At 62.8% G+C, this 26,024-nt stretch carries 18 protein-coding genes and 1 tRNA gene; 14 read left to right on the top strand and 5 right to left on the bottom strand.

Going from position 1 to position 26,024, the window contains the following annotated elements:
• Positions 1 to 61: 61 nt before the first annotated feature.
• Positions 62 to 1,957, bottom strand: coding sequence for a phosphodiesterase DibA (dibA, locus tag H621_RS0113085; RefSeq protein WP_028943832.1), 1,896 nt, complete (start codon positions 1,955 to 1,957; stop codon positions 62 to 64).
• 151 nt (positions 1,958 to 2,108) lie between these two features.
• Between dibA and desA the strand changes: the two genes are divergently transcribed.
• Positions 2,109 to 3,293: a delta-9 fatty acid desaturase DesA gene (desA, locus tag H621_RS0113080; RefSeq protein ID WP_028943831.1), complete on the top strand. Its 1,185-nt coding sequence runs from the start codon at positions 2,109 to 2,111 to the stop codon at positions 3,291 to 3,293.
• A gap of 137 nt (positions 3,294 to 3,430) precedes the next feature.
• Entirely contained in the window at positions 3,431 to 4,420 is a 990-nt protein-coding gene (locus H621_RS0113075; RefSeq protein ID WP_028943830.1) for a GGDEF domain-containing protein, read from the top strand.
• 130 nt (positions 4,421 to 4,550) lie between these two features.
• On the opposite strand, the gene H621_RS0113070 is transcribed toward H621_RS0113075, so the two are convergent.
• From H621_RS0113070 to gabD, 3 genes are all read right to left on the bottom strand, one after another.
• Positions 4,551 to 5,759, bottom strand: coding sequence for a response regulator (locus H621_RS0113070; protein ID WP_028943829.1), 1,209 nt, complete (start codon positions 5,757 to 5,759; stop codon positions 4,551 to 4,553).
• A gap of 139 nt (positions 5,760 to 5,898) precedes the next feature.
• Entirely contained in the window at positions 5,899 to 7,179 is a 1,281-nt protein-coding gene (gene gabT, locus H621_RS0113065; RefSeq protein WP_028943828.1) for a 4-aminobutyrate--2-oxoglutarate transaminase, read from the bottom strand.
• Positions 7,180 to 7,362: 183 nt separating this feature from the next.
• Positions 7,363 to 8,805: an NADP-dependent succinate-semialdehyde dehydrogenase gene (gene gabD, locus H621_RS0113060; protein WP_028943827.1), complete on the bottom strand. Its 1,443-nt coding sequence runs from the start codon at positions 8,803 to 8,805 to the stop codon at positions 7,363 to 7,365.
• A 259-nt stretch (positions 8,806 to 9,064) separates the two neighbouring features.
• On the opposite strand from gabD, the gene H621_RS0113055 reads away from it, so the two are divergent.
• Positions 9,065 to 9,141, top strand: a tRNA-Arg gene (locus tag H621_RS0113055).
• A 67-nt stretch (positions 9,142 to 9,208) separates the two neighbouring features.
• On the opposite strand, the gene H621_RS0113050 is transcribed toward H621_RS0113055, so the two are convergent.
• Positions 9,209 to 10,120, bottom strand: coding sequence for a hypothetical protein (locus tag H621_RS0113050; protein ID WP_028943826.1), 912 nt, complete (start codon positions 10,118 to 10,120; stop codon positions 9,209 to 9,211).
• 230 nt (positions 10,121 to 10,350) lie between these two features.
• On the opposite strand from H621_RS0113050, the gene H621_RS27090 reads away from it, so the two are divergent.
• From H621_RS27090 to H621_RS0112995, 11 genes are all read left to right on the top strand, one after another.
• The gene (locus tag H621_RS27090) at positions 10,351 to 10,707 is read left to right on the top strand and encodes a DUF3077 domain-containing protein (protein WP_245219064.1); all 357 of its coding nucleotides are present in this window, start codon (positions 10,351 to 10,353) and stop codon (positions 10,705 to 10,707) included.
• A gap of 305 nt (positions 10,708 to 11,012) precedes the next feature.
• On the top strand, positions 11,013 to 12,479 hold the full coding sequence (locus tag H621_RS0113040) for an SrfA family protein (RefSeq protein WP_028943825.1): 1,467 nt from the start codon (positions 11,013 to 11,015) through the stop codon (positions 12,477 to 12,479).
• A 17-nt stretch (positions 12,480 to 12,496) separates the two neighbouring features.
• Entirely contained in the window at positions 12,497 to 15,577 is a 3,081-nt protein-coding gene (locus tag H621_RS0113035) for a virulence factor SrfB (protein ID WP_028943824.1), read from the top strand.
• Positions 15,574 to 18,285, top strand: coding sequence for a virulence factor SrfC family protein (locus H621_RS0113030; RefSeq protein WP_028943823.1), 2,712 nt, complete (start codon positions 15,574 to 15,576; stop codon positions 18,283 to 18,285). Before H621_RS0113035 ends, H621_RS0113030 begins: the two co-directional genes overlap by 4 nt.
• Before the next feature lie 4 nt (positions 18,286 to 18,289).
• Positions 18,290 to 19,291, top strand: a complete 1,002-nt coding sequence (locus tag H621_RS0113025) for a hypothetical protein (RefSeq protein ID WP_028943822.1) — start codon at positions 18,290 to 18,292, stop codon at positions 19,289 to 19,291.
• A gap of 38 nt (positions 19,292 to 19,329) precedes the next feature.
• Entirely contained in the window at positions 19,330 to 21,246 is a 1,917-nt protein-coding gene (locus H621_RS0113020; protein ID WP_245219067.1) for a vWA domain-containing protein, read from the top strand.
• 5 nt (positions 21,247 to 21,251) lie between these two features.
• Positions 21,252 to 21,950, top strand: a complete 699-nt coding sequence (locus H621_RS0113015; RefSeq protein ID WP_028943820.1) for an ABC transporter ATP-binding protein — start codon at positions 21,252 to 21,254, stop codon at positions 21,948 to 21,950.
• Positions 21,934 to 23,157: an ABC transporter permease gene (locus H621_RS0113010; protein ID WP_028943819.1), complete on the top strand. Its 1,224-nt coding sequence runs from the start codon at positions 21,934 to 21,936 to the stop codon at positions 23,155 to 23,157. The genes H621_RS0113015 and H621_RS0113010 overlap by 17 nt, the downstream gene beginning before the upstream one ends.
• 91 nt (positions 23,158 to 23,248) lie before the next feature.
• The gene (locus tag H621_RS0113005; protein WP_177431052.1) at positions 23,249 to 24,697 is read left to right on the top strand and encodes a formylglycine-generating enzyme family protein; all 1,449 of its coding nucleotides are present in this window, start codon (positions 23,249 to 23,251) and stop codon (positions 24,695 to 24,697) included.
• A gap of 32 nt (positions 24,698 to 24,729) precedes the next feature.
• Positions 24,730 to 25,464 carry a hypothetical protein gene (locus tag H621_RS0113000; protein WP_028943817.1) on the top strand — a complete coding sequence of 245 codons (735 nt, stop codon included), beginning with the start codon at positions 24,730 to 24,732 and terminating at the stop codon, positions 25,462 to 25,464.
• Positions 25,465 to 25,473: 9 nt separating this feature from the next.
• The gene (locus H621_RS0112995) at positions 25,474 to 25,977 is read left to right on the top strand and encodes a hypothetical protein (RefSeq protein WP_028943816.1); all 504 of its coding nucleotides are present in this window, start codon (positions 25,474 to 25,476) and stop codon (positions 25,975 to 25,977) included.
• Positions 25,978 to 26,024 lie beyond the last annotated feature (47 nt).

Raw genomic sequence — 26,024 nt, 5'->3', positions numbered from 1 at the left:
GATCGGAGCACGCTTGTTCCTGCCCGGACTGCAGGCGCGGGCCTGCTCCGCGAAAGGGCCTTCAGTCCCAACGCAATTGCTGCGCCGGCACCGGCCGCCCGAACCAGTACCCCTGCCCCATCTGGCACTGCTGGTCCAGCAGGAACCGCGCCTGCTCGGCCTGCTCGATACCCTCGGCCTGCACCTCCATGCCCATGCTGCGGCCCAGGGCGATAATCACCCGCACAATCGCCGCATCGTCTTCATCACCGGGCAGGCCTGCGACAAAGCCCTGGTCGATCTTGAGCTTCTGCACCGGCAAGCGCTTGAGGCGCAACAACGAGGAGTAGCCCGTACCGAAATCATCGATGGCCAGGCGCAAGCCCAACTCGCGCAGTCGGTGCAGTTGCTCCAGTGCAACCTCGGGGTCTTCCATCACCGCGCTTTCCGTCACCTCGAGCTCCAGCAGGCCCGGCGCAAGTTGAGTGTCATGCAGTACCTTGGCCACCTGCTGGAACAAGTCGCGCTGGCCAAACAGACGACTGGAGAGGTTCACCGCCACAAACTCCAGCTGCCGGCCGGCGGCCTGCCACTCGACCATCTGCGTGCAGGCCTGGTTCAGTACCCAGGTGTCGATATCGGCAATCAGACCGGTGCGCTCGGCAATCGGGATGAACTCGCCCGGCGGCACCAGGCCACGCTCCGGGTGCTGCCAGCGCACCAGCGCCTCGACGCCGATCATCTTGCGGCTGAGCAGGTCATGCACCGGCTGGTAGTAGACCCGCAGTTCTTCCTGTTCCAGCGCCCGGCGCAGCTCGCCGGCCGTCTCCACCCGCTGCTGGGCGTGGGCGGTCAGTTCTTCGGTGTACAGCGCATAACCGGCACGACCGCACGACTTGGCCTTGAACAAGGCCGAGTCGGCGTTGCGCAACAGTTGCTCGGCACTCAGGGCGTCGCCGGGGAACAGGCTGATGCCGATACTGACGCTGATGAACAACCGCTGGGCATCCAGCTCGAACGGCTCTTTCATGCCGTCGATAATGCTTTGCGCCAAGGCTGCCGCCTGCCCAACCTGCGGGCAGTTTTCAGCCAGCACGGCGAATTCGTCGCCGCCCAGGCGTGCCAGGGTCACACCGCTTCCCAGCAAGTGCCTGAGCCGCTCGCCCACCACCTTGAGCAACTGGTCGCCGACATTGTGGCCCAGGCCATCGTTGATGCTCTGGAAATGGTCCAGGTCCAGCAACAGCAAGGCGCAACCGCGCTTGTTGGCCTGGGCCGACGCCAGCGCCTGCTCGGCGCGGTCGTTGAACAGCAGCCGGTTGGGCAGATCGGTGAGCGGGTCATGATGGGCCAGGTAGGCCAGTTCACGTTCGGTGTGCTTGATCGCGCTGATATCGCTGAACACCGCCACGTAATGGCTCAACTCGCCGCTGTCGTCGCGGATCGAGCAGATGGTTTGCCACTGCGGGTACACCTCGCCGCTTTTGCGTCGGTTCCAGATCTCGCCGCTCCATTCGCCCTTTTCCGCCAGGGTGGCGAAGATCTGCTGGTAGAACGCCGGGCCATGACGACCGGACTTGAACTTGTTCGGGCGCTGTCCGAGCACCTCTTCTTTCTCGTAGCCGGTGATCTGCATGAAGGCGCGGTTCACATGCACGATCACCCCGTCGCGGTCGGTGACCAGCACGCCTTCCAGGGTGCTGTCGAACACCGCCGCCGCCATGCGCAGGCGCTCGCGGTCTTCGCGACGCAGGCGGGCGCCCACGCCGATGAAGTTCAACAGCCGGGCCCGAGAGGTAAAGATCAACAACGCGCTGCACAGTACCCAAAGGTGAGCGCTGAGCAGTTGCCAGCGGGCCAACTGCTGCGGATTATCGAAAAGACTGCTCAATATTTGATCAGACAGCGCCAGCCAGAGCACGGACAGCACCAGGTAAAGCGCCGCCATGCGCAAGGCGTCTCGAATGGAAGCAGACATAAGGTCCTGAACAAGCCCACTGAAAAAGTTGGGGGATTATAAGGTAGAAACATCCCGTGACCTCCTATCTAAAAGGCCGACTGGTTTTATTTGCCCGTGCAGGGATAATGCTTCCGTGCTGTTCCTTATGTTCTAGAGGGCCCCTTCGCCTATGTGGTACCAAGGTTTGCTCAACTTGTCGGCTTGGCAACTGCTGGCAGTCACCCTGGTCATGACCCACGTGACCATCGTCAGTGTCACCGTCTACCTGCACCGTTATTCCGCTCACCGCTCGCTGGAACTCAACGCCGGGCTCAAGCACTTTTTCCGTTTCTGGCTGTGGTTGACCACCGCGCAGAACACCCGCGAGTGGACGGCCATCCACCGCAAGCACCACGCCAAATGCGAAACCGTCGACGACCCGCACAGTCCCGTGATCAAGGGCCTGTCCACCGTCCTGCGCAAGGGCGCCGAGCTGTATCGCGAAGAAGCGCGCAACCCGGAAACCCTGCGTATCTACGGCAAGAACTGCCCGGAAGACTGGATCGAGCGCAATCTCTACTCGCGGTACAAGCTCGGCGGCATTGCCCTGATGGCGGTGATCGACCTGCTGCTGTTCGGCACCATCGGCATCACCATCTGGGCCATCCAGATGATGTGGATTCCGTTCTGGGCCGCCGGCGTGATCAACGGCCTGGGCCACGCCGTGGGCTACCGCAACTTCGAATGCCGCGACGCGGCTACCAACCTGGTGCCATGGGGCATCATCGTTGGCGGCGAAGAGCTGCACAACAACCACCACACCTACCCCAACTCGGCCAAGTTGTCGGTCAAGCGCTGGGAATTCGACATGGGCTGGGCCTGGATCAAGCTGTTCTGCTGGCTGCGCCTGGCCAAGGTACAGCGGGTCGCTCCCATCGCCCACCGGGTCGAAGGCAAGGGCCAGCTGGACATGGACACCGCCATGGCGATCCTCAACAACCGCTTCCAGATCATGGCCCAGTACCGCAAGCTGGTGATCGCACCGCTGGTCAAGCAGGAGCTGGCGCGGGTCGACGATTCGGTCCGCCATCAGTTCCGCCGTGCCAAGCGCCTGCTGTCGCGGGAAACCAGCCTGCTGGAAGACCGTCATCACCTGCGCATCCAGACCATGCTCGAACATAGCCAGGCACTGAAGACCATCTACGAAAAACGCCTGGCCCTGCAGCAGATCTGGGGCCGTACCAGTGCCAACGGCCACGACATGCTGGCCGCCATCAAGGAATGGGTACACGAGGCCGAGGCCAGTGGTATCCAGTCGCTGCGCGACTTTGCCGCCCAGCTGAAAACCTATTCCCTGCGCCCTGCCCTGGGCTGATGCCGTTGATCGGTGTGCTCCGGCCCGGAGCACACCGCCTGGAACTTCACCGCCTATTCTCACTCTGACTGGCATATCGCCCGCGTGGCGGGCCAGGTCGTGGCCGCCCACCTCAGTGTGAGAAAAGTTGCGCGCTCATGGTCAACAAAAAACCGTCGTCCCAACCCTACAATCTGCTCCCCGAAGCCGCCCAGACCCTGCTGGCACTGATGCATGCCCAAGGCGAAGTCGCACGCCTGAGTGAACGAGAGCAACTGTTCAGCTCGCTGCTCGACAGCGTCAATGCCGTGCTCTGGGCCTTTGACTGGGAATCGCGCCAGGTGCTCTATGTGAGCCCGGCCTATGAACGCATTTTCGGTCGCCCCGCTGGCCTGTTGCTGGCCGACTTCAACGAATGGCGTGACAGCATCTACCCCGACGACCTCGACTACGCCGAGCGCAGCCTGGCCGAGGTCCTGGTGAAGGGCGCCGTGGAAGACCGCGAATACCGCATCATCGCTGCCGACGGGAAAATCCGCTGGCTCAGCGACAAATGCTTTATCAACCAGCAGACCGACAACAACCAGCGGGTGATCATTGTCGGCATGGCCGAAGACATCACCGAAAAAAAGCAGCTCGAAGGAGAGCTGCAGCGCCTGGCCACCACCGATGCGCTGACCCAGAGCAGCAACCGCCGGCACTTCTTCGACTGCGCCCACCACGCCTTTGCAACAGCCCGCCTGGACCAGGCGCCCCTGACCTTCCTGCTGCTGGATATCGATGACTTCAAGCAGATCAACGACACCTACGGCCACCAGGAAGGCGACTACGTGCTGCAGCGCATCGCCGACACCGGCAAGGCGGTACTACGCCGCGGCGACCTGTTCGGGCGTATCGGTGGCGAGGAGTTTGCGGCGGTGTTCCCAGGCTGTACCCCGCAGATTGCCCAGCAGATTGCCGAGCGCTTGCAGCGGGAGATACAGCGGCTCAGCTTCAGCCATGAACACCAGACGTTCGGCGTGACCGTGAGCCAGGGACTGACCGGCATCACCGACGCAGACGAAAGCCTCGACAGCCTGTTCGCCCGCGCAGATGCGGCGATGTACCAGGCCAAGCGCCAGGGCAAGAACCAGATCGTAAGCGGCTGAAAAACCTGTGGGAGCGGCGGTGCAACGTCTCGACCTGCCCGGCGAGAGGCCCGTCCAGCCACCCAATATGCACAGCCTGGAATACCCATCGTGGGGCATGCCCGCTCCCACGACAGTTGCTGCACAATCGTCAGACTTTGCGCAGGCGGCCCAACTCGGCCATGCCCACTTTGAGCAAGCGAGCCGTCTTGCTCTCGGCCAACGCCTCCAGCCCGTGGTCCGCTGGCAACCGCGCCAGCTGCCCGGCCAGGTTCATCACCAGCGCCTCCCGCGAATACACCCCGCCACCCAGCTGGTAGATCGCCGCAATCAGTTCACGCAGCTCCAGCGGCAAGCGCCAGCGGGTACGCAAGGCCGAACCAAAGGCAGCAGCGAACTCGTTCAGCGACAACTCGATGGCATCCTCGTCCAGCTCACCACCGGCCAGGCGCCACTCCTGCAGGCAGCGCAGCAGCGCCAGGTCCCCCAGGCAATGCAGCAAGCCGGCGCAATAACAGCGCTCCTGATCCAGTTCGAGCATCCGCGCCAGCGTCCGGGCGAATTCGGCAGCATGCAGCGACAACGCCCAGAAGTGCTCGGCATGACGCGACAGCAACGGGTCGCTGAGCCTGGCGCTGCGTTTCAAGGCAAGGCCAAGGATCAGGTTCATGCTCTGGGTGGTCCCCAGCTTGTTCAGCGCCTGCAGTAGGGTCTGCACGGCGCCGTCACGGTGCAGCGCAGCGCTGTTGGCCGCGGCGATCAGCACCGCGGTGATCTGTGGATCGTTGCGGATCTCTTCTTCCAGCGTCTTGAGGTTGAGCCCCTGGGGGTTGAGGCTGCGCTTGATCGCCTGTTGCACATCCGCCAACAGCGGGCCGCCATCGGCGGTGGCGCGGCGTCCCTCAAGAAAGCGCGGCAAGGTCATGCCCGGTTGCAGCGGCACCACCGGACAGGCGATCTCTTCACCCACCTTGACCAGCAGGTCTTCCAGGCGATGACGCAAAGAGTCCATGTTCAAGGGCTTGCTCAGGTACGCCGTAGGCGCGAACGGCAAGGCCTCGCGAACGCTGGCACTGTCGCTGCGGTTGCTCATCAGAATGAATGGCAACGCCGGCTGGCGTCCCTTGGCCCGCACATTGCGCAGCAGGTCCAGGCCGTCGCCACCGGGCAGCTCGCGGGCAGCAATGATCAGATCCGGCTGGCACGACAACGCCGCCAGTGCCTGCGAGCCATCGGCGCATACCTGCAAGCGCGCATCGCAACGCACACTCAAGAGCATCTGGCTCAGCATGTCACGCACCCAGGGGTCGCCTTCGGCAATCAGCACACAGGGCGCCTTGGGTGGGTTGGCAATGCTCATACTCGACTCTCCGATAATTCTCTACACGCAATCCAGTGCACCTTCCTGGGTGTCTCCTTACTGGGAACCTTAGCCCCCTGGCATTCCTTTGGGCGAAAAAAAACCCGCCGAAGCGGGTTTTCTTCTAGTACGTCACAGTTTACGCGAGTTCTGCGAAGCACTCTTCGATGATTGCCAGACCTTGGTCCAGTTGCTCATCAGGCGAGGTCAGCGGAACCAGGATCCGCAGGACGTTGCCGTAGGTGCCGCACGACAGCAGGATCAGGCCCTTGTCACGCGCCTTGGCCACAACCGAGGCGACTGCAGCAGCGTTCGGGGTGTGGGAACCGGCTTTGTCGAAGACTTCAACAGCGATCATCGAGCCCAGGGCACGCACGTCACCGATGATCGGGTGCTTGTCCTGGATCTTGCGCAGGCCAGCGACCAGGCGCTCGCCAACAGCCTTGCTGCGGTCCAGCAGTTTTTCTTCTTCGAACACTTCCATCACGGCCAGGGCCGCGGCGCAAGCGATCGGGCTACCGGCGTAGGTGCCGCCCAGGCCACCTGGAGCGATGGCGTCCATGTACTCGGCCTTGCCGCACACACCGGCCAGCGGGAAGCCGCCAGCGATGGACTTGGCGAAGGTGGTCAGGTCTGGAGCAACACCCATTTGTTCCATGGCGAAGAAGGTGCCGGTACGGCCTGCACCAGTCTGTACTTCGTCGGCGATCAGCAGGATGCCGTGCTGGTCGCACAGGGCACGCAGACGCTTCATGAACTCTTTAGGTGCAACGTAGAAACCACCTTCGCCCTGAACTGGCTCGAGGATGATTGCCGCGATGTCACGGGCTTCGGCGTCGTTCTTGAAGATGCGCTCGATGGAGGCGATCGAATCGTCGACGCTCACACCGTGCAGCTCGTTCGGGTAGATGGCGCGGAAGATGCCGCCTGGCATCAGGCCCATGCCGGCCGAGTAAGGCACGACTTTACCGGTCAGGCCCAGGGTCATCATGGTACGACCGTGGTAGGCACCGGTGAAGGCGATCACACCGGCACGGCCAGTGGCGGCGCGGGCGATCTTGATGGCGTTCTCAACGGCTTCGGAACCGGTGGTGACCAGCAGGGTTTTCTTGGCGAAGTCGCCTGGAACCTTGGCGTTGATCTTTTCGCACAGCTCGACGTAAGGCTCGTAGGCCAGTACCTGGAAGCAGGTGTGGGTCAGCTTGTGCAGTTGGGCTTCAACGGCAGCGATGATCTTCGGGTGCACGTGACCGGTGTTCAGTACCGCGATACCGCCGGCGAAGTCGATGAACTCACGGCCTTCGACGTCAGTGACGGTGGCGTTTTTTGCCGACTCGGCGAAGATCGGGTGGATCTGGCCAACACCGCGTGGAACAGCGGCGACACGACGTTGCATCAAAGATTCGTTGGTCTTGCTCATAGTGTCCTCAATTCGCCACGCACAGGGTGGCGCGATTCAAGTCTAAGTGGCCGGTATTCAACTGCGGGCAGCATGCGTTGATCGACTGCTGCAGGGGCCCAGGCCACTGGATGTACGGTGTAAAAAGGCCAGCGAGACGTCGCTCTCGCGCCCCGCTGGCAGAGGTAAAGCCTTACGCTGCGATCAGACGCTGATGCACAGGTATTTGATTTCCAGGTAGTCTTCGATACCGTACTTGGAACCTTCGCGGCCCAGGCCCGAGGCCTTGATACCGCCGAACGGCGCGACTTCGTTGGAGATCAGACCGGTGTTGATACCGACCATGCCGTACTCCAGCGCTTCGGCAACACGGAACACACGGCTCATGTCGCGGGCATAGAAGTACGAGGCCAGACCAAACTCGGTATCGTTGGACATGGCAATGACTTCTGCCTCGTCCTTGAAACGGAACAGTGGAGCCAGCGGGCCGAAGGTTTCTTCCTTGGCCACGGCAGCGTTCTTCGGCACGTTGACCAGTACGGTCGGCTCGAAGAAGTTGCCTTCGATGAGCTTGCCACCGGTCAGTACCTGAGCGCCTTTGCCGACGGCGTCAGCAATGTGCTCCTGAACCTTGGCAACCGCTTTCTCGTCGATCAGCGGGCCGGTGGTGGTGCCATCTTCCAGACCGTTACCGATCTTCAGCTTGGCCACAGCGGCCTTGAGCTTCTCGGCGAAGGCGTCGTAAACGGCGTCCTGCACGTAGATGCGGTTGGCGCAGACGCAGGTCTGGCCGTTGTTGCGGTACTTGGAAATGATCGCGCCTTCGACGGCCTTGTCCAGGTCAGCGTCGTCGAACACGATGAAGGGGGCGTTGCCACCCAGCTCCAGGGAAACCTTCTTGATGTCCTTGGCGCATTCGGCCATCAGCTGGCGACCGATCTCGGTCGAACCGGTGAACGACAGCTTGCGCACGATCGGGTTGCCGGTCAGCTCGCTGCCGATGTCGCCGGCGCTGCCGGTCACCACGCTCAGCACGCCAGCCGGGATGCCGGCGCGGTGTGCCAGCTCGACCAGGGCCAGGGCGGAATACGGGGTTTGCGAAGCAGGCTTGAGCACCATGGTGCAGCCAGCGGCCAGGGCTGGGCCGGCTTTACGGGTGATCATCGCAGCCGGGAAGTTCCACGGAGTGATCGCGGCGGTCACACCGATTGGCTGCTTGATAACGATCAGGCGCTTGTCGGGCTGGTGACCAGGAATGGTGTCGCCATAGACGCGCTTGGCTTCTTCAGCGAACCACTCGATGAACGAGGCGGCATAGGCGATCTCGCCCTTGGCTTCGGCCAGTGGCTTGCCTTGCTCGGTGGTCATCAGGCGGGCCAGGTCGTCCTGGTGCTCGATCATCAATTCGAACCAACGACGCAGCTTGCCAGCACGCTCTTTGGCGGTCAGTGCGCGCCAGGCCGGCAGCGCCTTGTCGGCGGCCTCGATGGCACGGCGGGTTTCGGCCGCGCCCATCTTCGGCACAGTGCCGATGATCTCGCCGGTGGCCGGGTTGTTGACCTTGATGGTCTGACCGTTGTCCGCGTCCAACCACACGCCATCGATGAAGGCTTGCTGGCGGAACAACTGAGCGTCTTTAAGCTGCATGTCGGCTTCCTTAACGGCACCGTGCTGGCACGGGCGAATTATTGATTGTAGAAAAAGGAGAGCGTTTGAAATCTCAAACGAATCCTAGGATCAACGAACAGAAAGGACAATAGGGTGTTCGAAAAAAAGAACAAAAAGCGCTGTTCGGCGACTTTTTTCGGATCAACGACATCTATAGACCGCTGTGTGTGCGAAATCGACTACACGGCTTCTGAAGATGGACGCCGCTAGTCTAGATGGGTATCATGGCGCCCGCGTTGCACTCGTAGCTCAGCTGGATAGAGTACTGCCCTCCGAAGGCAGGGGTCGTGGGTTCGAATCCCGCCGAGTGCGCCATATATAGATGAAAAAGGGCCCAGGTGAAAACCTGGGCCCTTTTTTGTGCCTGACGCGCACCGCCCCGTCAGGCCTGGGGCTCGCCCTCGACCAACTGTCCTTGCACCGGCGGCTTGCCATGCAGCGCCGAGTACTTCGCCAACTGACCCAGGCGACGCTCCAGCTCCGTCAGCAGCCGCTTGCGGGTGGTGGTCACCTCGGTCTTGTTGAACAACCCAGGCTCCACCGTATACAGGTTGAACATCTGGTTGATCTCGGCCGCCGAGGCCACGTTGTAATTGGCTTCGGCGTTGTGGTTGTAGAGCGCTACCATCCTGCCGTTGTTGCTGTCGGAGGGGCGTGCAAACAGCATGCTGACGTACTGCCCTTCACGGATGCGCACGTTGCTGTTGTTGAACTGGAAGCAAGCCTCCTTGCCGTCGTCCAGGCGAACCCAGAACTCGTGCTCCTGCACGTGGTGGGTGCTGACATGCATCGACGACGAGCTGCCGCCAACCGAGCCATAGCCGTTGACCATGTAGCCGCCACCGGAATGGTGCGAGTGGCTGGCACTCATGTGCGTCTGGTTGCGCTTCTGGGTGTCGAGCACCTGGCCGCTGACGACGAAGAAACACAGCTGGCGGTCGTAGTGGTTGAACGGCTCGTCGATGAAGTTGGGGTCTTCGGCTGACAGGCTGATGTCGTACATGGTACGGATCATTTCGTCGCGGGCGGCCTTGTCGTGCTTGGCGCGCTCCTTGAGCTCGGCGCGTCGCACCTTGGCGTCATCGATGGCCTTGAGCGCCTGGGCCTTGAGGATCGGGGTCTTTTCATTGGCATAGGCGGCGGCCTTCTCGGTCGCTTCCTTGAGCACCGGCGCCGCCTTCTGGCCAGCCTCGACTGCCAGCTCCTTGGCCTTGGTCAGTGCCTGGGCCGCCTTGGCAGCCAGTTCGGGGTTGGCGTCGACGGCTTTCTTTTTCAGGTCATCCCAGAGACTCATTCTCTATCCTCTCAACGCTTCTTCTATGAACACGCCGCGCATGGCAGTGCGCCATCAGTCTACCTGCTGACTGAAGCATGAATGTCAGATTTTATTTCGAACACCCGAATGGACTGACTGTTCATACGTCCTAGGAAATAACCTGCCTCGCTTGTCGAATGCCGTCTGATTGTCCCCGGGAATTAGTGCCTCTAGGCTCCGCTCCGTCACCGAAAACTCGGTGATCGGGTGTGATAACCCGCAGTGGAATTCCCAACACAGTCAATGGCGGCTGTGGGCGGGAGGCTTTCGAGCCTGCCGGGTTTTGGGGTTCCGCACCGCTAGACCAATCCTCCACCACCGCCCACACCGTCTTCGGCAACTGCCAGGCCGGTCACTCTCCCCTGTTCGCGGTCTGCTCCGGCATCGCTGCCCACGACGCCCTGGTGCATGCTTCTTTATATCTGCGCTGCGCCTACGACACCGGCGACAAAGCCTTCGACAACATCGACCCGGCCCACAAAGGCTTCCTCTGGTCCACCCTGCATTCGGTGGAAATGACCAAGGGGCTGGTGGACGCATTGCTCGATGGCATAGAAGACCGCTGACTGACTCCTGCCTTTTGGCGACTGCTGCGCAGTCGATCGCCGCCTCGTTCCTCGGCAGCGGCTACAAACGGTGTAGCCGCTGGCGGCAGCTTGCGATCGGCCGCGTAGCGGTCGTAATGTGCGCAGAATGGCCCCTCGAAAACACCGGTTTCAGCGCATTCGAGGGCTACCCTGCCATCCAATAGCAAATTGCCATCCATTTGAATTGACGCCCTCTGCGCATGCCGTTAGTGTTGCTCAACATTTCTGGCGCCTCCTTTATGACGCGTCCGAGCTTATTGGAAGAGCTAGAAGGTAGAGCAAGGATGCGCGGAGTACTGCTACGCAGCGGTAAAAGTGAGTCGTTTACTGCGCTGGGCGAAACCGGCCAGCCGGTCTACCGGGCCGCCTTGCAGCTGCGCGAAGCCATTCGGCGCAAAAATCCCGACCACCCCGAACTGGTGGAACACCTTGCCATTCCGCAGTCGGACGAACGCGGCAGTACCATCGACTGGTACAGCGACCGCCCCGGCGACGTGATTCCCTGGAGCAGTGCCACCGAAGAGGAACGCGCCCCTGCACGCGCGCAACTGGAGGTGCTGCAACACAAGATCAACGAGCTGAGCAACGAACTGCTCGGCCTCGATGCCAATGGCCAGCCCCTGCCAGGCACCAAGCCCGGCGCCCAGGGCGACCGCACGGTGTTCGGCAAGTTGCTGACCTGCGTGGTGCCCTTCCCTGACGAAAACTTTGTCTACCTGGTCGATGGCAAGCCGGTACTGACCTTCTGGGGCTTTATCCACGCCGGCGCCGAACGCAGCCGCCAGCCCCTGCACTGCCTCTACCCCAGCACCGCGAAAGTGGCCGAGCCTGTCGCCCCGGCGCCGGTAACCCCCATCGCGCCGCCACCGCCTGCAGCAGCACCGGTGATCGCCGACGTTGCCAGGCGCCCCTGGTGGCGCCGCTGGATGTGGTGGTTGCTGCTGTTGCCATTGCTGGCCCTGCTGCTGTTCGGTCTGCGCGGCTGCTGGCCAGGCCTTGGCCTGGGCGGCCTGAACGCCCCGGCAAATATCGACATCCCCGGGCAGAACGGGCACACCGGCAACAGCGTCACCGTGCCAGGTGTCCAGCCCGGCAATGGTTTGTCATTGACCGGCCAAGCGCCAGGCACGGGCACAGGGACTGCTGCGGTGTTGCCTGCGGGGTCCACAGCATCCGGCACGCAGCCCCCCTCCGCTGGCGCCCCCGAAGCCGGTATGCCGCCATCGCAGGAACCTGCCGCAAACAATCCGCCCGGCGTACCCGAGGCCAATGCCCCAGAAGCCGGCACGCCGCAACCAGCGGTCGAAGCACCTCCTGCAGAGGGGCAGGCAAAACAGCCTCCGGCACCGCCCGAGCTGCCACCAGAAGCGCAAGCGCAGGCGCCCCAGTTGACCATTCCGCCCGAGGCAGGCGACGGCGCGGCGGACTTTCTCAACGGCAACTACAACGGTGCCGGCATCCAGGAGGTCGGCACCGGCAAGCCCCTGCGCCTGAAGTACGACTTCCAGAATGGCAAGGGCCAGGCCACCGTCAGCCGCTCCGATGGCGTGCGCTGCAATGCCCCGGTGGCCGCCTCAATGAGCGCTGGCACGCTGTCGATCAATAGCGCTGGCCAGGCGGCGTGCGCCGATGGCAGCAGCTATGAACTTCCCCAAGTGAATTGCAAACCAGGCGCTCAAAGTGTCGCCGACTGTACCGGCAACTACGGTGCCAAAGACTTCGACATGCTGATGAAACCAGCCGGCCAATAACACGAGAAACGCAGACGATGTTGCCTGAAATCACCCAGTTCGAAGAAACGGTCACGCTGGTCAGTGACACCGGCATCCAGTTCATGGATTTCGCCCTGCACCTGGGCCCCGATGGCGAGCAGGCCGGCAAGTTCGTGCAGCTCAACAACGGCATGGTCCCGACCCGTCTGCTGTGGTCCAAGGAGTACAAGGACTTCTACGAACCGGAGCCGGAAAAGGTGGTTCAGGTGGAGTTCGACTCCAGCGAAGACACCCATTTCCGCCTGAGCATGGAAGAAAGCCTGAAGCTGTTCGACGGTGTCTGGCTGCCGATTCCCTTCCTGCGTTTCATGCCGCCCTATCGCTTCGACGAGGGCCCGAACAACTGGGCGCGGATGCGCCTGGTGAAGTTGCCCGAGCCAGATATCGACGGCAACACGCATCGCCTGACCCTGGCCTTCGACAGTCGCATCCTGCCGACGCTCAACGGCGCCGCGTACCTCGCCCCTAACGAGGAAGACGTGCGCTCCGGCGTGGCTTTCAAGATTGCCTGCAGCGCCCGTGAATACGGCTGGTTCCTGACCCAGAGCTGGATTCGCGAATGGTTGACCGAGCTCTACACCGAAGCCCGTGCCGACTGGACCCGCGAACGTCTGGACCGAGACCTGCAAGGTAATCGCCACCTGGGCCATTACCTCAACCTGTTGAGCCTGTTGCGCCGTCCTGTGCCCGCCGAGCAAAGCAGCGAGAAGCCAAAGGTCGAGATTCCGGAAATCAAGGTCGTGGCCAACGACGCCCAGGGCGTTGTCCGCCCGATCCCTGTCGACCTGGTGCTGGACGTCGGCAACTCGCGCACCTGCGGCATCCTGATCGAAGATCATGGCCAGGCCGGCTCCGGCATGCAGAACAACTATGTGTTGGAGCTGCGCGACCTGTGCGAGCCGCAACACATCTACAACACGGCCTTTGAAAGCCGTGTCGAGTTCGCCCAGGCCTACTTCGGCAAAGACCATTGCTCGATCAAGAGCGGCCGTCACAACGCCTTCCAGTGGCCGACCATCGCCCGCGTCGGCGGTGAAGCCGGGCGCCTGGCCAGTCGTCGCCGCGGCACCGAGGGTTCCACCGGCCTGTCCAGCCCGAAACGCTACCTGTGGGACGAGAAAGCCTACGGCCACGGCTGGCGCTTCAACGCCTCCTACGTGAAGACCGACAAGGAACCGTTGGCGACTGCCGCGCCGTTCTCGCACCTGATCAACGACCTCGGCCAGGCCTTGTACCTGCCGCCGAAGAACGACATGCCGGTGTTTACCCCGCACTACTCGCGCAGCAACCTGATGACCTTCATGCTCGCTGAAGTGGTGACCCAGGCACTGTCGCAGATCAACAGCCCGGCACAGCGTTCGCGCCAGGGCCACGCCCGGGTGCCGCGGTTGCTCAACAGCATCACCCTGACCGTGCCGCCAGGCATGCCTCAGGCCGAGCGCAGCATCCTCAGCAACCGCATGTTCGAAGCGGTGGGCCTGGTGTGGAAAAGCCTCGGTTGGCACGAAGGTGAAAGCAACCCGTTCAAAGACAGAACCGTTACCCCGCGCACACCGCTGCCGAGCATCCGCGTGGAATGGGATGAGGCCAGCTGCGGCCAGTTGGTGTACCTGTACAACGAAGTGATCGAGAACTTCGCCGGCCACCCGGAAGAGTTCTTTGAAACCCTCGCACGCCCGGACAAGACCGAGGCCGAACAGGCCACCCTGGCGACCATCGACATCGGTGGCGGCACCACGGACCTGGTGATTACCGATTACCGCCTGGACCGTGGCAACAACGGCGGCAATGGCGCCAACGTGCATATCGTCCCGGAGCAACGCTTTCGCGATGGCTTCAAGATTGCCGGCGACGACATCCTCCTGGATGTGATCCAGGCATTCATCCTGCCGTCGTTCAGTCGCGCCCTGCAGCAAGCCGGTGTGTATGCCCCGGATGCCCTGATGTCGCGCTTGTGCGGCAACGGCGAGGCCAGCGCCCAGGAGCGCGTGCTGCGCCAGCAGCTCAACCTGCAGGTGTTCGTGCCGCTGGGCCTGGCCCTGCTCAAGGCCTACGAGCACTACGACCCTGAAACCCCGCTGCCGGTGGTCGAGCAGAGCTGGCAACAGCTGCTGGGCGATGCCGTCGTCAGCGACAGCGTGCTGGAGTTCGTCAATGCTGCCGTGCGCCGTGAAGTCGGTCGCGACGGCACCCTCGACCTGCTGAACACGCCGCTGGCCCTGGACCTCGAAAAGGTCCACGACGCCTTTATCGGCGGGCAGATCAATATCACCAAAGTGCTCAGCGAGCTGTGCGAAGTCATCTCCCACTACAGCTGTGACGTGTTGCTGCTGACCGGGCGGCCATCACGCTTGCCGGGCATCCAGGCGTTCATTCGCCAGCGTCTGCCCTTGCCGCCAGGGCGAATTCTGCCGTTGCAGAACTACCGCACCGGTGGCTGGTACCCGTTCCACAAGAATGGCCTGATCGACGATCCGAAAAGCACGGCATCGGTCGGGGCGATGATCTGCCTGTTGTGCGCCAAGCACAGCGTGCCGAATTTCTACTTCCGCACTGCCGCCCTCAAGCCGTACTCGACCATCCGCCACTTCGGCCAGATCGACAACGCCGGCACCATCAAACATGCCGACGTGCTCTATCACAACCTGACGTCCGACAAGGGCCGCATCACGCTGCCTATCGTCGGTGAAGGCGATGAACGCGGTACGCCGTGGCTGGAAATGCGTGGCGACATGCACCTGGGTTACCGGCAACTGGCCGCCGAACGCTGGTCGGCATCGCCCCTCTACACCTTGCGTTTCACGCCTCGCGGCAGTCGCAACTTCTCCCAGGCGCTCGGCAAGGGTGGCGAAGTACCGGTGCTGCGCATTCGCCTGGCCGTCGAGGAGCCGTCGGACCTGCTGCTTGAGCAAGGACTGATCAGCGACAAGCTGGTGATTTCTGACCTGAAATCGAACATCCAGGATGCCGATTTCGACTTCGAACGGGATCTTGAGCTCTCACTCAACACCATGCCTAACAGCAACCTGAGTGGCAGTGACTATTGGCTCGACAGCGGGAACGTCAAAGGAAAATGAGCAATCTAACGCCGAAGCAGCAACAACTGATGGGCGCTTGGGGCGCCGTTCACAAAGGCGCGGAAGAGGCGCTGGCGTGGATTGACCAGGTACGTGGCAACGCCGCCAGTGTCGAGGCCGAGGCCGATGGCCTTAACCTGCGCCTGCACCGGGCCCGCAACCGTGCCCGGGATCTGCAGCAGGCCGCGGCAACGCCGATGGTGATCGGCTTTTTCGGCCTGTCGCAGGCGGGCAAGTCGTACCTGATTTCTTCGCTGGCCGCCGATAGCAGCGGCAGCCTGGAAACCGATTTCGGTGGCAAGCCCTTCGACTTCCTCAAGCACGTCAACCCGACGGGCCTGGGCAAAGAAGCCACCGGCGTGGTGACCCGCTTCACCCGCTGGGCACAACCGAGCCCCGACGCCAACAACCCGGTGGAGCTGAAGCTGTTCAGCGAAATCGAAGTGGCGAAGGTCCTCGCCAATACCTGGTTCGAAGACTTCGACCAGGAACGGCTCGACTACGAGTTCACCGAAGAACGTATCCAGTCGGCGCTCAAGGCGTTCGAAGGCCGCGAGGCAGAAAACCTGCAGCCCGGCGTCACCGCCGATGACGTGGTCGCCTTGTGGGACTACCTCAAGGGCAACTACGAAAAATCGGTGCGCAAGCTTGCCGACACCTACTGGCCGCGGGTGATGAAACTGGCCCCGCGCCTGAACTATCGCCAACGGGCCAAGCTGTTCTCGATCCTTTGGGGCGAACAGGACCTGCTGACCGAAACCTACGAACAACTGGTGGGCGCCCTGCAGAAAATGGGCTTCCCGCAAACCGTGTACGCCCCATTGAGTGTGTTGGTCCACGACGTCAACGGCGAATACGTCCAGGTCCACAACATCATGAACGTGGACATCCTCGGACGCCTGGGTACCGGCCGCGATGTGTCGGTCAACGTAGTGCCGGTACGCGACGGCAAACCGCAGGCCAGTACCGGCCTGACCGTCGCCCAGTTGGCGGCGTTGACGGTCGAGATGACCTTCCGCCTGAGCAACCAGCCCAAGGACCCGGTGGTCAAGGAGGTCGACCTGCTCGACTTCCCCGGTTATCGCACGCGCCAGAAGCTGCTGCGCATCGAAGACGCCGCAAGCGCCAGCGCGGTGGAAGAGATCAACCCGATTGCGACTCTGCTGCTGCGCGGCAAGGTAGCCTACCTGTTCGAGCGCTACACCGACTCGCAGCAGATGAACGCCCTGGTGCTGTGTACCTCGACCAACAAGCAGAGCGAAGTGGTCACCGTCGGCCCGGTGCTGACCCGCTGGATTCACAACACTCAAGGCGCGACCCCCAAAGAGCGGAGCACGCGCGAACCCGGCCTGATCTGGGCCCTGACCATGCTCGATACCTTCGTCGGCAGCACTCTGGGCCTCGAGAAAACATCGCTGCCTGAAGGCTGCGAGAACATGATCAAGCTGACCATGGTCGAGCGCTTCGGCAACCTCGAATGGATGAAAGACTGGTCGGGCGCGCCGTTCAACAACACCTACCTGGTGCGCAAGCCACGCCGCGAGGACACCGCCTTCGTCGACCTGGATGTCACCAGCGGTGACGAAGGCCAATTCACTCCCCGGCATGTCGCACGCCTGGACGAACTGAAGCAGTGTTTTGCCACCAACCCGTCGGTGCTGCGCCATGTGAAAGAGCCACATGATGCTTTCCAGGCCATGCTCGGTCTCAATGATGGTGGCATCACCCGCTTCAGCAACAGCTTCAAGGGCGTGGCCAACATTGATTTCAAACTGACCCGCATCGAAGAGCAACTGCAGCAGTGCCGTACCGACCTGCTGGAGCACGGCCTGCATGTGTGGCGCGAAGAAGACTTCGAACAGCTGCTGGACAAGAAACGCCAGAAGACCCAGTTCCTGCTCAATAACCTGGGTGCCGACCCCGATGCCATCGGTGAGCTGATCCACGCGTTGCAAGTGCCGGTGGAAGAGCTGCGCGACCTGTACCTGGGTGGCATCTACAACATCGAAGGTCTGGACGCCGAAGCTGAGGCAGAACCCGAGCCGGCCTTCAATGCGCCCGCCAACCTGGCGCCGGCACTCAACTTCGGCAACCTGTTCGCCACGCCCCAGGCCGAACCTGTGGCCGCGCCCAAACAATCCCTGACCCAGCGCCTGACCGCCGAGCAGCGCTTTGCCCGCGCCGCGCTCAAGGCCTGGATCAAGCACATGCGCGACCTGGGTACGCGCCCGCTGCTGTTGCAGCGCCTGCGCCAGAAAAAGGAAGTGGTCGAAGCCCTCACCGAAGAACTGATCAGCGCAGTGCGCAGCAAGGCCTTCATGGCGGAACTGGACCAGGCCGTGACCCATCGTGCCCAGGGCGGCGTGCGCCGCGAGCAGCTGGTGCAGCGCCAGGTACTGGCAGTGCAGTTGGCGATGCGCGACTTCCTGTCCTGGTTCGGCCTGCTGGGCAAGCCCGAGAGCGAGCGTCCCAATTGCCTGTTGGGCACGCCCGCGCCGGTGTTCAGCTTCTATCGCTCGGTGCCAGCCGGTGAGTTGCCGATGCTGTCCGAGCAGCCTTCCCATCAAGAACAGCGTTACCAGGTGGATTGGTTATCGGGCCTGGCCTGGCTTACCCAGGAAAACGCCAAGAGTGGCGCCGACCCCGAAATTACCACCGAGCAACGCCGCCAGCTGGCGGTCTTGCTGAACACATTCGAAGCGAGTTGATTGCATGGGTATCAGAGTTGATGTGCTGCCGTTGAACGAAAACACCCCTGGGCAGGGGTGGTTACGGATCAGTGGCTGGGAAGACGCCAGCGAAGGTCTGGCGTATTCGGTGCAAAGCAGCCAGACCCGCGACTTCCTGCAACCAGGAAAACAGTGGAGCAATATTGCCCACGGTTTCCCGCTGTCGGGCCTGGTCGAGGTAGACGGTGCCCTTCAGGTTCAGGTGGGCCCCGAGTTGATCGACCCGTTGCTGGCTGCCAGCGGCAGCGCCAACTTCCGCTTCGAGCTGAACAGTCAGGCGCTGGACCAGCGTGAAGCAACCATGCTGCGCCTGGACAAAACCCTGGTTTCATCGATTGCCTGGACCGGCGTGAAAACGCCCGAGCCTGTGCCGGCTCCCGCGCCGACGCGCGCACCCGAACCTGTCGTCAAGGCCGAGCCGCTTGTGCCGATCGTCGAACCCCCCGCCACGCCGGAGCCCGCGCCCGAACCGCCGCAGGCGCCCGCCCCGGTCGCGACGAAAAAGATCAATCGCCTGGTGTGGCTGCTGCCCCTGCTGGCCCTGATCGTTATGGCCGCCCTCTGGTGGTTCCTCAAAAAGCCCGCCCTGGTCGATGAGCCTCCGGTACCGACACCTTCCCCGACGCCGACGCCCGAGGCGCAGCCCTGCACGCTGGACAGCATGCAGAACCAACCGGAGCTGGCCTTCGTCCAGGCGTGTATCCAGAAGGCCCCAGGCAGCGCTGCCCTGCTGGAAGTGATCAACCTGGCCAAGGCCAACAACCACTGTGCGGTAGCCCAGCGCTTGTACGCCAACCGTGCGCAAGGCGGCGATATCGAGATCGCCAGTGCCTATGCCCGCGAGTACGACCCCAAGTACTTCCAGCCAAGCGAGTGCTTCAAGGCACCCGACAACGCCACCGCCGCATACTGGTATGAAACCATCCTGGGCTTCGACCCGAACAATGCCGAGGCCAAGCAGCGTTTCGAGGCGCTCAAGCCATGAGCCTGCCACTGCGCGGCCTGGCCGCTGCCCTGTTGGCCATGAGCCTGAGCCCCATCGTGCAGGCGGCCGACCAGCCGTTACTGCAAGCGGGCAAGAAAACCCTGTTCCAGCGTGTGCTGACCACCCCTAGCTGCAAGCTCGGTAGCGCCGCAGGCGATGCTGCCGGCACGGCCCAGCCGGCGTTCAGCCGCTTCTACGTCTACGAGCGCAGCACCGTCGGCACCCAAGAGTGGCTGCGCGTCGGGCCGGACACCCAGGGCAAGAGCATCGGCTGGTTGCCGGGCGACTGCACTGTCGAATGGAAGATGCAGCTGACCCTGGCCTTCACCAACCCGGCCAACCGCGACCGTCTGATGTTCTTCAAGGAGCGTAGCCAGCTGGAAGGGATTCTCGATGCCCCGGACCCGGTCAGCCAGGTCGCCCCACTGCGGGCAAAACTCAAGCAGGGCTCCGATGCACCCGGCGTACTGGCCCAGGAGCCGGAGTACTTCGTCGACCTGCAAAAGAACTTCTACCTGCTGCCCGTGCTCAGTGGCGAAGAGGTGATGACCGAGGAAGGCTTCCGTACCCGCATTCTCAATGTCGCCTCGGTGAGCAAGGCCGATGCGGCCAGCAGCGCGCCAGCCACCAACACCGCCGTTGCCGCCAAGACGCAGATGAAGGCCTTCAGCGCGGCGGTGGTGTTCGTCATCGACTCGACCATTTCCATGGACCCGTACATTGATCGCACCCGCGAAGCGATCAAGCGCGTGTACACACAGATCGAGAAGGAAAACCTGGGCAAGCAGGTCAAGTTCGGCCTGGTCGCCTACCGCTCCAGCACCACCGCCGTGCCGGGGCTTGAGTACGTGAGCAAGATGTACGCCGACCCCAACACGGTGAAGGACGGCGCCGACTTCATGGCCAAGGTCGCTGACCTCAAGCAGGCCAAGGTGTCGAGCAAGACCTTCGATGAAGACGCCTATGCCGGCGTCATGCACGCGGTGGACAAGGTCGACTGGAGCCAGTTCGGCGCCCGCTATGTGGTGCTGATCACCGACGCCGGTGCTATCGACGGCACCGACAAACTGTCGGGTACGGGCCTTGGCGCAGAACAGGTGAAGATCGAAGCCAGCAACCCTGGCGTCGCCCTCTACACCCTGCACCTGAAAACCCCGAGCGGCATGAAAAACCATAGCAGTGCCGAAGCCCAGTACCGGACCCTGTCGAACTACCCGGGCACCAACACGTCGCTCTACTACCCGGTCAATGCCGGCGATGTCGAAGCCTTCGGCCGCAAGGTCGATGGCCTGGCGGCCGCCATCACCCAGCAGGTGAAGTCGGCCTACCTGGGGGAAGATGCCATCGGCAGTGCCACCAACGCCAAGGCTGACCCAGCCGAGCAGAAGATGCTCGAAGATGCCGCCCTGATCGGCCACGCCATGCAACTGGCCTACCTGGGCAAGACCACCGGCACCCAGGCCCCCCCGGTGTTCCAGGCCTGGATCAGCGACCGTGACCTGATCAAGCAGAACCTGCCGACTACCGATGTGCGGGTGCTGCTGACCAAGGCCCAGCTCAGCGATTTGAGCGATGTGCTCAAGCAAATCGTCGATGCCGCCAACGAAGGCATGATCTCGCCGAGCGAAATGTTCACCCGCCTGCGCTCGGTGGCCGCGACCATGGGCGCCGATCCCAACCAGCTCAAGCAAGGCTCGACCACCCGCGTGGCCGACCTGGGCGTGCTGGGCGAGTACCTGGAAGACCTGCCGTACCAGAGCGAAGTGCTCAACCTGGATGAAGAGACCTGGAAAGGCCTGGACGGCCTGGCCCAGGAAAAATTCATCCGCAACCTGAGCACCAAGCTGCGCCACTACCAGCGCTATAACGCCGATGTGGACCGCTGGGTCGCGCTGGCACCCGGTAGCGACAGCCGCGACAACGTCTACCCCGTTCCGCTTGAAATGATGCCCTGAGCCCCATGCTCGATATCAAAGGACTGCTGGTGGTGCGCGGGCAAGGCCCGCACGCCCACCGGGTGAGGCTCGACGCGCTCACGCTGCGCCAGGGCGAGATCTGCGCGATCACCGGCGAAAGCGGCTGCGGCAAGAGCACCCTGCTCGAAGCCATCGGCCTGTTGCTGGCACCGCAGTCACTGGACCACTACCACCTGGGCCCGCAGGCACTGGACGTCGGCCAATTGCTGGCCGAAGACCGGCAACCGGAGCTCGCCGCCGTGCGCTCGCAGCAATTGGGCTTCGTGCTGCAGAACGGCGGCCTGCTGCCGTTCCTGACTGTACGCGACAACATCCAGCTGCCGCGGCGCATGCTCGGGCTCACCCGCCACAGCCAGGCGGTCGACAAGGCCGTCGAGGCGCTGCGCCTGGGGCCGTTGCTCGACAAGCTGCCGCAGGCCCTGTCCATCGGTGAACGCCAGCGGGTGGCGTGCGTAAGGGCAATTGCCCATGAACCACGCGTGCTACTGGCCGACGAGCCCACCGCAGCCCTGGACCCGAACAACGCCCGGCGCCTGTTCGAGCTGTTGCTCAACCTGGTCGGCGAGCTGGGCCTCAGCGCCCTGGTGGTATCGCACGACTGGCCCTTGATCGAGCAGTTCGGCCTGCCGCGCCTGGGCGCGGTCAACGGCGAAGGAGAGACACGCTTTGAACCCCTGGCATAGGCGCCTCGGCCTGCTGGTCCAGCTGTCGCTGGCCGACCTCTGGCACGACCGCAAGGTCACCTTGTGCATGGCCGCTTCGTTGGTGGCGGTGATCGCCCCATTGCTGCTGCTGTTCGGACTCAAGCACGGGGTGGTCAGCCAACTGCAGGAGGAGCTGCTGAGCGACCCGCGCAACCTGGAAATCAAGATGCTCAGCAGCGGCCACTACGACCGCGACTGGCTTGAACAACTGCGCCAGCGACCTGAAGTCGCATTCGCCATTGGCCAGACCCGCTCGCTCAATACCCAGGCCGACCTGCTCGGTGAGCGCGGCCGCTTTGCCGAAAACGTCGAGGTCATCCCCACCCAGGCAAACGACCCATTGCTCAAGTCGTCCTTGAGTGCGCTGGTGGGCGGCCAGGTGATTCTCAGTGCCCGCGCTGCCGAGCGTCTCTCGGCCAAGGCCGGCGACAGCGTGCGCCTGCGCGTTGCGCGACGCATGGACGGCGCCAACGAGCGCGGTGAACGCACCCTGCAGGTGCTGGCGGTGCTGGAACCGGCGCGCTTTGCACGCCCTGCGGCATTCGTCAGCCCCGAGCTGCTGCTGGACCTTGAGTATTATCGCGATGGCTATCAAGTCGCCGGCCTAGGCAGCCTCACCGGCAAACCCATGGACGGCGTGAAGCTGGGCTATGCCCGCGCCCGCCTGTATGCACGCGATATCGACAGCGTCGAACCGCTGGAGCGCTGGCTCAATGAGCAACGCATCGAAACCAGTAGCCGCTTGGCCGAGATCGACAGCGTCAAGGCGATCAACCATGTACTGGGGCTGATCTTCGGGGTCATTGCCGGCGCGGCCCTGATCGGTTGCATCGCCTCGCTGGTGGGCGCCTTTCTGGCCAATATCGACCGCAAGCGACGCAACCTGGCGGTGCTGCGACTGCTCGGGTTTGGCAGCGCAGCGGTAGCCGGTTATGTCGTGCTGCAGGCGCTGTTGCTCAGTGCCGTTGGCTACCTGGGCGGGCTGGGCAGCTACTTCGTCGGCAGCCTGCTGTTCGACCAGTTGTTGGGCAGCAGCCAGGCCACCGGCACGTTCGTTTGTCATATCACTGTCTGGCATGGCCTCGTGGCCTTGCTCCTGGCCTTTCTGGTCGCAGCCCTGGTCGCCTTGATCGGTGCCCTTCGGGCCATCAGCATTCAACCTGCGGAGAGTTTGCGTGAGCTTTAAAGCCTGCTGCCGTCTTCTGTTTGTACCCCTTGGTTTTGGCTACCTGCTCAACGCTTCGGCCGCGGCCTGGGAAGACAAGCACTTCAACCCGATGCCCGAAGCCGATGATGTGGTGCTGCCAATGCCCTGTGAAGGCGCGATGGTGTTTCGCAAGGTGCTGATCCCGCTGGCCGGCCCCCTGGATGACTACCCGATCAACATCGGCCAGGACAGCGCCGAATTCGGCTACGTGGAACAGACGCGCCCGGCTTTTATCTCCGGCAGCTTCACCAGCGCCAAGGGTGACAAGTCTCGCTACTACCTGATGGCCAAGTACGAGATGACCCAGTTGCAATACAAGGCCCTGATGGACGAAAGCTGCCCTGCCCCGTCCAACAAGCTGCGCCTGCCGGTGGTGTCGATCAGTTGGCTGGATGCCCTGCAGGCCGCCGACAAATACAACCGCTGGCTGCGTGCCAATGCCGCCGCCAAGCTGCCGAGCGAAGACGGCGCCCAGGGCTTTTTGCGCCTGCCCACCGAAACCGAGTGGGAGTTCGCCGCCCGTGGCGGCCTGCAAGTCAGCACTGCCGAATTCCGTGACGGTCGCTACCCGATGCCCGAGGGCTTGAACGCCTACGAATGGTTCGCCGGTGCGCAATCGGCCAACGGCAAGTTGCAGCTCAGCGGCCTGCTCAAGCCTAACCCGCTGGGCCTGCACGACATGCTCGGCAACGCCAGCGAGATGATGTTCGAACCCTTCCGCCTGAACAAACTTGACCGCCAGCACGGCCAGGCCGGCGGCTATGTAGTGCGCGGCGGCAACTACCTGACCGCCGAAGGCCAGTTGCGTACCGCCCTGCGCCAGGAAGAGCCCTACTACAACGACCAGGGCCCAGTGACCAAGAAAACCAATGGCGTGCGCCTGGCGCTGGTGTCGCCGACCCTGACTTCCCGCGAGCGGGTCAACAGCATCGAGAAGAGCTGGAGCACGCTGGGTAACGATCAGCCGTCCACCGACCCGAAAGACAAGGGCACCGTCAAAGCCCTGGAAGACTTGGCCTCCAGCGTCGAGGACCAGGGCCTGAAGGATCAGCTCAAGACCGTGGAAAACCAGCTTCGCGCCAGCAACCAGCAGCAGCAGGAAGCCCGTGACCAGGCGATCCGTGCCAGCCTCAATCTGGGCGCCTTCCTCTGCACCAAGATGCTCGATGACGGCCAGTACCTGGACTTCTTGCAGAAGAACTACGCCGCCAACTGCAAGGCCGGTGAAGAAGACCCGACCTGCGGCATGCGCAAGACCAAGCTGGACGAGCAAGGCGATCGCCTGCACAAGCTCAGTCGCTACTACGCAAGCTCCCTGGTGGACTCGGGTTCGCTCTATGGCCAGTCCCTGCTGGAGGCTCAGGTTCCGGTACTCGAAGGCGTGCTGACCGCCAACAAGAACCTCAGCGAACTGACACCCTACCTGAAGACCCACTGGGCCAACCAGGCGGCGTTCCTCAAGTCCCAGAAAATCGACATCAACGCCTGGCTCAACAGCTGCAAGGCCGTGAGCCACTGAACCAACCGCGAACAAGGAAAGCGAACGTGAACATGAACAAGCCAGGTATTACCCGGGTATGGATCGGTCTGATGATGGCGGTGAGCCTGGTGCTGAGCGGTTGCGCCAGCACTGGCAGCCCGTTTACCAAAGACAGCTCGCCAGGCACCGCTGACCCGCGCCTGACCGAAAGTACCGACGCCAAGTTCTTCAGTGCCTCGGGCTACCAGGCCTGCGCCGTTGCCGCCGCCGGTGGCATCCTCATTTGCACCCTGTCCAACTCGGGCAACAAGGTGGCCTGTGCTGCTGCAGCCGGCCTTGCCGCCTGTGGCGTGGCCATGGGCGCCAACTATTACCTGGATGACCGCCGCGCCAAGTACGCCGATACCACCCAGCGCCTCAATGTAATGACCGCCGACGTACAGAAAGAGACCGCCAAGGTCGCCGAGCGCACCAACACCCTGCAGCGGGTGATCAACGACGACAAACAGCAGATCGCCGACATCCAGCGCGCCATCAAGGCCAAGTCGGTGGACAAGGCCAAGGCCCAGCAGGACATCGCCAATATCGACAAGAACATCGTCCTGATGCGCAGGGACCTGGGCAATATGCAGTCTCGCGTCACGGAGTTCGAGAAGGTCGCCCAGGCCGAGCGTAGCAGCGGTACCAGCCAGGCTGAGGTGCAGAAGGTCGAGGCCGAGATTGCCAAGATGAACAACAAGGTCGCGTCGCTGCAGCAGGAGGTCGACGGCCTCTACAGCCAGCGCTCGGCAATCACCCTGGGCTGAGGACACTCCATGTTCGTACGAATTGGCCTTTGCGCCCTGGTGCTGACGGTCCTGGCCGGCTGCACCACCACCGCCTCGCAGTGCAACGCCGCCGACAGCAGCGCCAGCCTGGTCAGCAAGCTCAACTGCGACTATGGCGGCGGCTATGCCGAGCAGGTTCACAACAGCGAACAGGACCTGGTCGCCGCCCGCGAGCAGAACCGCCAGTTCAACCAGGTGTTTGACGAGCTCAGCGCCCTGCAGGCATCCACGCGCCAGGACCTGGCCACCCAGCAACGCCAGCAGGCCAGCCTGGAGAAGTCGCTGAACGGTTTGCTGAGCACGCTCAAGGCCCAACACGCCAACAAGGGTGATGTGCAGCAGCAGATCGCCGGGCTGGAGCAACAGCTCAAGGCTGCCCAGCGCGCACCGGCGAGCAATGCCAGCAACGCACAGATCGAAGCTCGCAAGCAGCAGCTCAAGACGCTGCAGCAGCAGGTCAGTCGCCTGCAGTTGAGCCTGGGTTACGAGTAAGCCTCCCTCGGCAGCTTCGGCTGCCGATCTTTTTTCAGGACACCACC

The organism is Pseudomonas vranovensis DSM 16006 (assembly GCF_000425805.1).
Lineage (GTDB): Bacteria > Pseudomonadota > Gammaproteobacteria > Pseudomonadales > Pseudomonadaceae > Aquipseudomonas > Aquipseudomonas vranovensis.
Note: the sequence above shows the minus strand (reverse complement) of the source record. Positions and strands in the feature narration are given on the sequence as shown.

Coding starts and splice junctions, on each gene's coding strand:
- gabD (WP_028943827.1), bottom strand. CDS start 8,805: ATGCAGCTTAAAGACGCTCAGTTGTTCCGCCAGCAAGCCTTCATCGAT.
- H621_RS0113050 (WP_028943826.1), bottom strand. CDS start 10,120: ATGAGTCTCTGGGATGACCTGAAAAAGAAAGCCGTCGACGCCAACCCC.
- H621_RS0113015 (WP_028943820.1), top strand. CDS start 21,252: ATGCTCGATATCAAAGGACTGCTGGTGGTGCGCGGGCAAGGCCCGCAC.
- H621_RS0113070 (WP_028943829.1), bottom strand. CDS start 5,759: ATGAGCATTGCCAACCCACCCAAGGCGCCCTGTGTGCTGATTGCCGAA.
- H621_RS0113075 (WP_028943830.1), top strand. CDS start 3,431: ATGGTCAACAAAAAACCGTCGTCCCAACCCTACAATCTGCTCCCCGAA.
- H621_RS0113020 (WP_245219067.1), top strand. CDS start 19,330: ATGAGCCTGAGCCCCATCGTGCAGGCGGCCGACCAGCCGTTACTGCAA.
- desA (WP_028943831.1), top strand. CDS start 2,109: ATGTGGTACCAAGGTTTGCTCAACTTGTCGGCTTGGCAACTGCTGGCA.
- gabT (WP_028943828.1), bottom strand. CDS start 7,179: ATGAGCAAGACCAACGAATCTTTGATGCAACGTCGTGTCGCCGCTGTT.
- H621_RS0113000 (WP_028943817.1), top strand. CDS start 24,730: ATGAACAAGCCAGGTATTACCCGGGTATGGATCGGTCTGATGATGGCG.
- H621_RS0112995 (WP_028943816.1), top strand. CDS start 25,474: ATGTTCGTACGAATTGGCCTTTGCGCCCTGGTGCTGACGGTCCTGGCC.
- H621_RS0113005 (WP_177431052.1), top strand. CDS start 23,249: ATGCCCGAAGCCGATGATGTGGTGCTGCCAATGCCCTGTGAAGGCGCG.
- dibA (WP_028943832.1), bottom strand. CDS start 1,957: ATGTCTGCTTCCATTCGAGACGCCTTGCGCATGGCGGCGCTTTACCTG.
- H621_RS0113040 (WP_028943825.1), top strand. CDS start 11,013: ATGCGCGGAGTACTGCTACGCAGCGGTAAAAGTGAGTCGTTTACTGCG.
- H621_RS0113035 (WP_028943824.1), top strand. CDS start 12,497: ATGTTGCCTGAAATCACCCAGTTCGAAGAAACGGTCACGCTGGTCAGT.
- H621_RS0113025 (WP_028943822.1), top strand. CDS start 18,290: ATGGGTATCAGAGTTGATGTGCTGCCGTTGAACGAAAACACCCCTGGG.
- H621_RS0113030 (WP_028943823.1), top strand. CDS start 15,574: ATGAGCAATCTAACGCCGAAGCAGCAACAACTGATGGGCGCTTGGGGC.